This window comes from Microcystis sp. LE19-84.1B (assembly GCF_027531875.1).
Lineage (GTDB): Bacteria > Cyanobacteriota > Cyanobacteriia > Cyanobacteriales > Microcystaceae > Microcystis > Microcystis panniformis.
Window position 1 is genome coordinate 1 of record NZ_JAPZSR010000308.1, and the last position, 9,163, is coordinate 9,163.

General features: G+C 46.3%; 7 protein-coding genes and 1 pseudogene. 4 read left to right on the forward strand and 4 right to left on the reverse strand.

The window, feature by feature from the left end:
• The first annotated feature begins 627 nt into the window (after window positions 1-627).
• Together O9324_RS17370 and O9324_RS17375 are read left to right on the forward strand one after the other, a co-directional pair.
• Window positions 628-1,107, forward strand: a complete 480-nt coding sequence (locus O9324_RS17370) for a hypothetical protein (RefSeq protein WP_041804515.1) — start codon at window positions 628-630, stop codon at window positions 1,105-1,107.
• 219 nt (window positions 1,108-1,326) lie between these two features.
• A complete protein-coding gene (locus O9324_RS17375) occupies window positions 1,327-2,979 on the forward strand; it encodes an acetolactate synthase large subunit (RefSeq protein ID WP_002771566.1) in 1,653 nt (550 codons plus the stop codon).
• A gap of 98 nt (window positions 2,980-3,077) precedes the next feature.
• Here the strand turns inward: O9324_RS17375 and O9324_RS17380 are convergent, their stop codons facing one another.
• Window positions 3,078-4,322 carry a DUF4912 domain-containing protein gene (locus O9324_RS17380; protein ID WP_288140841.1) on the reverse strand — a complete coding sequence of 415 codons (1,245 nt, stop codon included), beginning with the start codon at window positions 4,320-4,322 and terminating at the stop codon, window positions 3,078-3,080.
• 473 nt (window positions 4,323-4,795) lie between these two features.
• Here O9324_RS17380 and O9324_RS17385 point away from each other — a divergent pair, with 473 nt between their 5' ends.
• On the forward strand, window positions 4,796-6,133 hold the full coding sequence (locus O9324_RS17385; RefSeq protein WP_288140842.1) for a histidine phosphatase family protein: 1,338 nt from the start codon (window positions 4,796-4,798) through the stop codon (window positions 6,131-6,133).
• A gap of 114 nt (window positions 6,134-6,247) precedes the next feature.
• Here O9324_RS17385 and crtD read toward each other — a convergent pair whose 3' ends face one another.
• Window positions 6,248-7,756, reverse strand: a complete 1,509-nt coding sequence (gene crtD / locus O9324_RS17390) for a C-3',4' desaturase CrtD (protein WP_287630214.1) — start codon at window positions 7,754-7,756, stop codon at window positions 6,248-6,250.
• Between the two features lie 41 nt (window positions 7,757-7,797).
• On the opposite strand from crtD, the gene O9324_RS17395 reads away from it, so the two are divergent.
• Entirely contained in the window at window positions 7,798-8,019 is a 222-nt protein-coding gene (locus O9324_RS17395) for a hypothetical protein (protein WP_288140843.1), read from the forward strand.
• On the opposite strand, the gene thrB is transcribed toward O9324_RS17395, so the two are convergent.
• Window positions 7,996-8,913 carry a homoserine kinase gene (gene thrB, locus O9324_RS17400; protein WP_288140844.1) on the reverse strand — a complete coding sequence of 306 codons (918 nt, stop codon included), beginning with the start codon at window positions 8,911-8,913 and terminating at the stop codon, window positions 7,996-7,998. The two genes, O9324_RS17395 and thrB, sit on opposite strands and share 24 nt — an antisense overlap.
• A gap of 2 nt (window positions 8,914-8,915) precedes the next feature.
• Window positions 8,916-9,020: pseudogene (locus O9324_RS17405) on the reverse strand (Fe-Mn family superoxide dismutase); the annotation flags it as partial.
• Between the last annotated feature and the right edge of the window lie 143 nt (window positions 9,021-9,163).

Here is a 9,163-nt window from a genome sequence, read left to right on the forward strand (position 1 = left end):
ATTTTTGCCTCAAACCCTATCGGCGTAAGAACTTCAGGATTTTGTGTCCAGTAGTTCATTAGTATTTCATTGCTTGAACTCAGGCTCTGTAAGACTTTTAGCCATAGCTAGTATGTTTATACGGGGGAAGTCCAGATATAATTGAAAATTATCAAAAGCGCACACTGCTGGAAAGCCATTTATTTTTTACCGAAAAATTGGGTTGAAAGCCTCGCCCTTTGAGGGCGACTTTATAGGATGTATGCTATTAAGAATAGGGGGCCGGGTAAGCAACCGCTTAAAAAACCCAGTCATCAACCGATGAACGCACCTTGAAAACTAGAGTTATGGGGTTCTATAGGGGAATGCTCCTATAGGTAAAAATTCTCAGCACCAAGTACCAGAGAAACCAAGTATTTTAGAGGTTTTGAACTGTATCGTAGGGGACCCCGAAAACAGGCTTCTGTAAGGTCGCGAAAGTCTGAGGAGAGAACCACCCAGAGGTGGGATTTCGCCAGGAATCTAATTGAAGTGGACTCGTTGAGCCATAAATTCACAGCAGTGATGCGAGAAGAATCCACGTCCGTTTACGGCGTGGGGTATGTCAAAATAGAAGATTACCTGGATTATTTTTGCGGGGGGCGATCGGTGATTCTCAATTTTTCCCTAAGGATTGTAGCGGCCAAAGGCAGACTATTCTGTAAGTTTTCACTCTACAAAACCTATCGGGTGGTCAGTACCGCCCCCGTCGATGTCCTCTGGCAAAAATTAATCAATGTGGCCGATGTCTCTTGGCATCCTTTGATTGCCAAGGCTGATGTTCCCTTGGGTTTAATCGCTAAACCGGGGTTAATCTATCAAGCTGTCACCCGTCTGACTCCCATTCCTATCCGGGTTTTCGTGGAAAATGTCCGTCCCGGGGAACTCCTCAGCCTCAGAGTTCTCGCTATCCCCGGCATGGAACAGAAAATGACCTACCAAGTGGAATCAACCCTCTGTGGTAGTTATATTTCCTATTCTGTCACCCTGCGGGGTTGGCTGTCCCCCTTTATCTGGTGGTTAAGTCGTCCCTATTTAGCCAAAGTCGCCGCCCAACTAGCTCACGCCGCCGAAGAATTAACGGCCTAAAAAAAATTCTCCCCAATTGTGCTAATAAATAATCTGCCAAGGGTCAAGATTTAAGTCACAATGGTATATGGATAGACTTAAACAAAATTTTAGTCAGCTACATTGGTACATATAGTCTACTGATATCATCCCGACGAGTTGAGCGCAACAACCTCAATCCGCCGGGATGAACTATCTCTAGAGACTTTACTGATGAAGTAAGCTCTACAGGAGGGAACTATGGGGGAATTAAACACAGCCGAACTTCTAGTTAAATGTCTAGAGAATGAAGGGGTCGAGTATATTTTTGGGCTACCCGGGGAAGAAAACCTCGATGTTTTGGAAGCCCTAAAAAACTCCTCGATCAAATTTATCACCACCCGTCACGAACAGGGCGCCGCTTTTATGGCCGATGTCTATGGACGCTTAACGGGAAAAGCGGGGGTTTGTCTCTCCACCTTAGGACCGGGGGCGACTAACCTAATGACAGGGGTAGCCGATGCTAACCTCGATGGGGCGCCCTTGGTGGCTATCACTGGCCAGGTGGGAACAGATCGGATGCACATTGAATCCCATCAATACCTGGATCTGGTGGCCATGTTCGCCCCAGTGACGAAATGGAATAAACAAATCGTGCGGCCGGGTATCACCCCAGAAGTGGTACGGAGAGCCTTTAAAACCGCCCAAAGTGAGAAACCGGGGGCAGTTCATATCGATCTTCCCGAAAATATCGCCGCTATGGCTGCCGATGGTAGTCCTTTGCCCCTCGATAGTCAGGAAAAAGTTTACGCTTCCTATCGGACTTTGAACATGGCGGCGGCGGTGATTTCTAAAGCGAAAAATCCCTTGATTTTGGCGGGAAATGGGGCAATTCGCGCTAATGCCAGTGAGGCTTTAACGGAATTTGCCACGGCCTTGAATATCCCTGTGGCTAACACTTTTATGGGTAAAGGGGTGATTCCCTATACCCATCCTCTGGCTCTTTGGGCGGTAGGATTACAGCAACGGGATTTGATTAGTTGTGCTTTTGAGCGCAGTGATTTAATTATCGCTGTTGGTTACGATTTAATCGAGTATTCCCCGAAAAAATGGAATCCAGACGGGAAATTACCGATTATTCACATCGGCATGACTCCGGCGGAAATTGACAGCAGTTATGCCCCGGTGGTGGAAGTGGTGGGTGATATCACCGATTCTCTCATCGATATCCTCAAACGGGCCGATCGCCAGAATAAACCAACTCCTGTCACTGCGGGATTAAAGACGGAAATTCGGGCCGATTACGAAACCTATGCCAATGATACGGGTTTTCCGATCAAGCCACAAAAATTGATCTACGATCTGCGTCAGGTGATGGGACCGGAAGATATCGCCATTTCTGACGTGGGCGCTCATAAAATGTGGATGGCCCGCCATTATCACTCCGATTGTCCTAATACTTGCATTATTTCTAACGGTTTCGCCGCTATGGGTATTGCTATCCCTGGTGCGATCGCCGCTAAGTTAGTTCATCCCGATAAGCGCATTGTGGCGGTGACGGGGGACGGCGGTTTTATGATGAATTGTCAGGAATTGGAGACAGCTTTGCGGGTGGGAACTCCCTTCGTCACTCTCATCTTTAATGATGGCGGTTACGGTTTAATCGAATGGAAGCAGTTTAACCATTTTGGGGCCTCTTCTTTTATTAAGTTTGGTAATCCCGATTTTGTTAAATTTGCCGAAAGTATGGGATTAAAAGGCTATCGGGTGGAATCTGCCCAGGATTTGATCCCGATCCTAGAGGATGCTTTCCGGCAAGATGTCCCTGCGGTGATCGATGTTCCCGTCGATTACGGTGAAAATCTGCGTCTTTCCCAAAAATCGGGCGATTTAAGCTGTCAGATTTGGGAATAGAAGTTGATAGCGTTGACAATCCCCAAAAAAATCCCCTAACTGAATCTCAGTTAGGGGGAAGTAATTAGGTTGGCTTTGGTAACGTTAGAAAACCCAATCTAAAATAACCATTCTAGAACCGCCTCATCTTTAGTGTTGGTATTGCGAGAGGGAGTTTCCCGGGTAAATTTCATGTGGATAGAACGATTTTGTTCACCATCGGCGGCCACGGCCATAATCGGATAATCGATTAAACCGTCTTGGAAGGACATCTGATAGCGGAAAGTGCCATCGGAATTGAGTTTAATCGGACGACCACCGATAGTTACCGTCGCATCGGGTTCGGTGGCACCATAGACGATTAATTCGGCATCGGCAACTAACCAGAATTTGCGCGGACGTTGTAGGGTTTCCGAAGCACCCATACCGATACCAGAAGCAGTTATGCCGATACCGGAAGCGGTTAGTCCCGATACCGTGGGAACTGCCCACATACCAACCCCAGAGGGGAATACATAAGAACTGATCACTTCCGACATCGGTACGGAACCAGCGACGTGCTGCATAGAACCAAACAAGGAACCGGCCACCCGTAGGGCCTCGATATCGCCGACACTCTCGAAAATTTGGTCGTAGATAGGGCTTCCAGTGGTTCCGGTGCTGCTGTCGTAGCGTTTGCTGGGGGGAACGAGTTCGTAAACAGTTTTACCCACCAGTTCTTCTTCCCAGTTAACGGTGACAAAAATATCTTCAATCCAGTCGGAAGGATAGACGGGAGGAATCCGCACTAAAGGAGAACGGGCCAAAACTAACCAACGACCATCAGCACAACGATAACCGATATCGATAACATAATCTCGATCGCTGACCGGAATCGGTAAATACCATTCTCGGGCTAATTCATCACAGAGATATTCTTGGACGCTATGCGCGCCTTGGCTATTGAGATCGATATCGGTGACATCATAAAGACGCAGGGCTAACTGTTGTCCCCCTTGACGACGTAGATTTTCTTTTGATTCGTTGGGGATATCCCAATAAGCATAGGCCCACTGAGGATCGCGAGGTAGGAGGGTGATGCGATTTTCACCGTAGCCACCGGGCAGATCTCCTAAACCATCATCCACTGAACCTAGGATATCTTCGATCGGGTTAGCTTGGCCTAATTCAAATTTTGCTGCTTCCATTGGTTTTTCCTCTTTAATAATAGATTTAAAATTGCCGCTTACTCCCATAGCTTGGGTAATTGACTCGATTAACTGCGTTTTCCGCATCCGACTGTAACGAGAGATGCTGTATTGACTGGCAACTCGTCGCAGTTGCCGCAAGGTCATCTCATCTAAGGGGGGGTATTCTGGAACCATGAGTTGACGCTCTCCGATTAGTTACGACGGCAAATGTTTTTGGGCATTTGCAAAAGCAGTGATCTGGGTAATCCTTCTAACTACTCATCGATTGCTTTGTGAACGAGAGATCCACTCGATGGGGATCAAGGGAATCGCTTGTTATAAATACCTATTAAACAGCAAGATTCCGATTTTGACCAAGTACATTGTCATGATTTCTTGATAAAACCGCCAAACCCTTGATCCCAAAGAGATTGTTATATCAGGAAGTTTTGATATTCTTATTGGCTGTTGGGGTTTTAGGGTGTTGGGGTTTTAGGGTGTTGGGGTTTTAGTTGAAATTCCCCCACTTCCCCACTCCCCCACGTCCCCATTTCCCCACTCCCCCACTTCCCCATTTCCCCTAATCCCTATCCTCTAACGAGACTGTACTCCGATCCCGATCGCCTGTAATCTGATATTGAGACTTTTAGTTAAGGAGACTGAACCGCTTGGCTACTCGTGTGATTATTGTTCGTCATGGACAAAGCAGTTATAACGCAGAGCAGAAAATACAAGGTCGCAGTGATGGCTCGGTTTTGACGGAAAAAGGGCATCTGGATGCGGAAAAAGTAGGAAATGCCCTCAGTCAAATCGATATCGCCGCTTTTTACTGTAGTCCTCTCCAAAGAGCCAAATCTACTGCTGAGGTGATTCAGTCTCGTTTAAATCACTCTCCCGTCATTCAACCCACTTCGCAGTTACTAGAAATCGATCTGCCTATCTGGGAAAATATGGTCAAAGAGGAGGTAAAAGCTCAACACCCCCAAGAATATCGGGATTGGCACCAAAAACCTCACGAATTTAAGATGATACTTCCCGATGGTCAAGAACATTATCCCGTTCTCTCCCTATATCAACAAGCGCAGGATTTTTGGCGAGAAATTATTCCCCAACACGATGGCCAAACTATCCTCATTGTTGCCCATAACGGCATTAATCGCTGTTTAATCCTCAGTGCCATCGGTATTCCGGTTTCCTTATACCATTCCCTACAACAATCTAACTGTTGCGTTAATGTTCTCAATTTTACGGGTAATTTTGGTGATCCTGTCCAGGTGGAATCCCTCAATCAAACGGCACACCTAGGGATAGCTTTACCCCCACCACGTCCTCCTTTCCAAGGTTCGAGGCTGCTGCTGGTGCGTCACGGAGAAACCCAATGGAATCGGGATAAACGTTTTCAAGGTGTGCGCGATATTCCTCTCAATGATAATGGCAAAGCTCAAGCTGAGAAAGCCGCCGAATTTCTGCGAGAAACGGCGATCGATCACGCTGTCACCAGTCCTTTGTCCCGTCCCAAGGAAACTGCCCAAATTATCCTGCAATATCACCCCAATGTCACCTTAGACACCCAAGGGGATCTGACAGAAATCTGTCACGGACTTTGGGAAGGTAAATTAGAGGAGGAAATTGAAGCGAGTTTCCCCGGGATGTTAGAAGACTGGAAAAATGCCCCAGAAACCGTGCAAATGCCGGAAGGGGAGAATTTACAGGAAGTTTGGGATCGAGCGATCGCTTGTTGGCAGCAAATCGTTAAAACCTATAGTAATAGTGATAGTCCTAAGACAATTATGGTAGTAGCTCACGATGCCATTAATAAGGTGATTCTTTGTTATTTATTGGGTTTAAAACCCGCTAATTTCTGGAATATTAAACAGGGAAATGGTGCGGTTAGCGTTATCGATTATCCCAAAGGAGTTGACTCTCAACCGGTCCTGCAAGCAATTAATATTACCTCTCATCTAGGAGCGGGAATACTCGATCGCACGGCAGCCGGCGCTTTATAACAGTTATCAGTGATCAGTTATCAGTTATCAGTGGGTAAGTTAACAGTTATCAGTTATCAGTATTCAGAAGATTGCTTTTATTTATTCTTCCCAATTCATAATTCATAATTACGGCTAACTAGAAGCCAATAATTTATTCTCAATCTGTCTAACTACCGTTAGAGCCGAATAGCTGACTCCGGCAGTGCCTTCTCCCGGATGGGTGGAATCTCCCACTAACCAAAGATGGGGGATCGGAGTGCGCGTCGCTACTCCAAAAGGGCCAAAAGTGGACAATCTTTGACCAATACCGCCGACAATGCCCTGATTTCGCCCCGTAAACCGTTCAAAAGTGCGCGGTGTAGCTGATTCGATATGAACGATGTGATCAGGACTGAGATGGAAATAATTACCGAGACGCTCGATCGCCTCTTGGGTGTATGCTGCTTTTAATTGCTGATAATTATCTTCTCCTTTTCGCCACCAAAGACTGGTATCGGTGAAGGAAGAAGCAATAATCGTCGCTTTTCCCACTGGAGCGCGGCCATCCCCTTCTTTACTCACGGAAACAAACAAAGAGTTATTTTCGCCGATTATGCCATCGTAATCGTAGAGAAATTGCAAATGGGGGGGACAATCGGGGGGAATAGCAGCGCGATCGACTCCTAAGTAAACCACAAAAGCACCGGATGCGGGGGGAAGTTTTTCGATTCTCCGGTGATAAAGACTGGGAATGGCTTCGCGATCGATTAATTGTGGTAAATTTTGGATCGGGATATTAGCGACAATCTCATCGGCCATTTCTGGATATATTTCGCCATTTTTTTGATTTCTGACGATAATTCCCGTAGCTTTTCCCTTTTCTGTCAGTATTTTTTCCACTGTGTGGCGCATTTGCAATTTACCGCCGTATTTTTCCAAAGCTGCTACTAGGCGATCGCTTAATACTTGCATACTACCCTGAAGGTGGGATAAACCTTGGGGAGACTGAGAAACTGCTAAAGCGGTGGCGGCATAAAGTAAAGCGGTTTCATCGGCAGTAACTTGGGAATAAAGCTTTAACTGGAGATCAAGAAAGGTTTTTAGGCGTTTATCCCTCTCTAAGCCGTATAATCGCAGAGCATCGCCCACAGTCATCAAAGTAAAGGGGAAGGTAATAGCAGTATCTACACGCAAAGCGGCGATTAATTGCCCTAAATCCCACCAGTTGCGCGGGGGTAAAACTGGATCGCGACTTTGAAAACGCCAACTTGCTTGAAAGAGTTTTTGTAATAATTGCCAAAAAGGTTCGCTGCCCGGAAATTGTTTTTGTCTTTCCTCTTGCCACTTTTGCCGATCGCGCCAGACATTAATCGGAGTGGTTTCCCCCGGCAGAAAAACGGCACAAGCGGGATCGCAGGGGACAGAATCGGGTAAATCTATCCCTAATTCGGCAAAAATGCGCTGATGAATGCCCCCTACTTCTAATCCTGCCACTTGAGTTGCCCCCACGTCAAAAGTGAAACCCCGACGGGAAAAAGTCGAGGCGCAACCTCCGGGGACAAGCGCCTGATCATATACTGTGACTTGATAACCTCGACGCGCCAATAATGCCGCCGCCGTTAGTCCGCCAATCCCTGCACCAATAACGGTAATTTGCGTCATTTTCTTAACAATTATTTATATTTATTTTTATACTAACGGTTTTGGCAGTCAGTTATCAGTTATCAGTTATCAGTTATCAGTTATCAGTTATCAGTTATCAGTTATCAGTTATCAGTTATCAGTTATCAGTTATCAGTTATCAGTTATCAGTTATCAGTTCACTGTTTACTGTTTACTGTTTACTGAAAAGCTCCCCACTTCCCCACACCCTACACCCCACACCCATCTGCTGGGGAATCTTAACAGTTTACCCGCGCCCCTAGGGTATCTAAAGCTAAAATTTTCACCTCAGAGTTAATCCCCACTTGCTGCCAAGCATTTGTCATCTCTGTGGCTGTTTTTTGGGCATTGTCGGGGTTAGTTAAAGCCAATAGGGTGGGACCTGCGCCACTAATTACCATCCCGTAAGCACCGGCATTAATGGCGGCTTTTTTCACCCTTTCGTAACCCGGGATCAAAGATTGCCGATAGGGTTGATGCAGTTTATCCTCTAGGGCAATTCTCAGCCAATCGCCGTTACCCGTCTCCAATCCCCGCAATAATAAACCCAAGCGGGAAATATTGAAAATCGCCTCCTGACGGCTAATTTTTTCCGGTAAAACCGCCCGAGCTTTTTCCGTAGCCAGTTCAAAATCGGGAATCGCTAGGACGGGAATGAGATTTTTTTGCCAAAATACTTGACAAATAGCCCAATTTGTGCTATCCCCTGCCGATAGCTGACAGTTGCCCCGCAAAGCCGGCACCACATTATCTGGATGTCCCTCCAAGGCGATCGCTAATGCTTCGATTTCCCCCATAGATAAAGGATTTCCCGCGCATTGATTGGCAGCCAATAACCCACCGACAATAGCAGTGGCAGAACTACCTAAACCTCTAGCCAGAGGAACCCCTAAACCGATCTCGATGGCTATGGGGGGCGGATTCTGTCCTATTTTTTGATAAACTTGCAAAAAAGAAGTGTAGATTAAATTATCAGCACCTTGGCTAACTTTAGCTGATTCAGTTCCCTTGACAATAATGCTGACAGGGTTAGCTGTTGTTGCCGGCAGCAGGGTAAAAGTAAACTGATTATATAGGGTTAAGGCCGCTCCGAGACAATCGAAGCCAGGCCCAATATTAGCAGTGGTAGCGGGAACTGTTACCGTAAAAGTTGTCATCGTTAAGCTTTTGCCTGAAGATAGCGGCGATTTACCTCCTCCCAGTTAACCACATTCCACCACTGTTTTAAATACTCAGCCCGTTGATTACGGTATTTTAAGTAATAGGGTGCGAAACGTTTAGGCATGAAATAAGGTTGAAATACCTGAAATAACCGCCTAGTAAGGTCTTCAGTCCCCTGACTGAATCTAACAGGTCAACCCTGACCAACCTTATAACTGTTTATATGTCCCAACGTTTAGTATCACA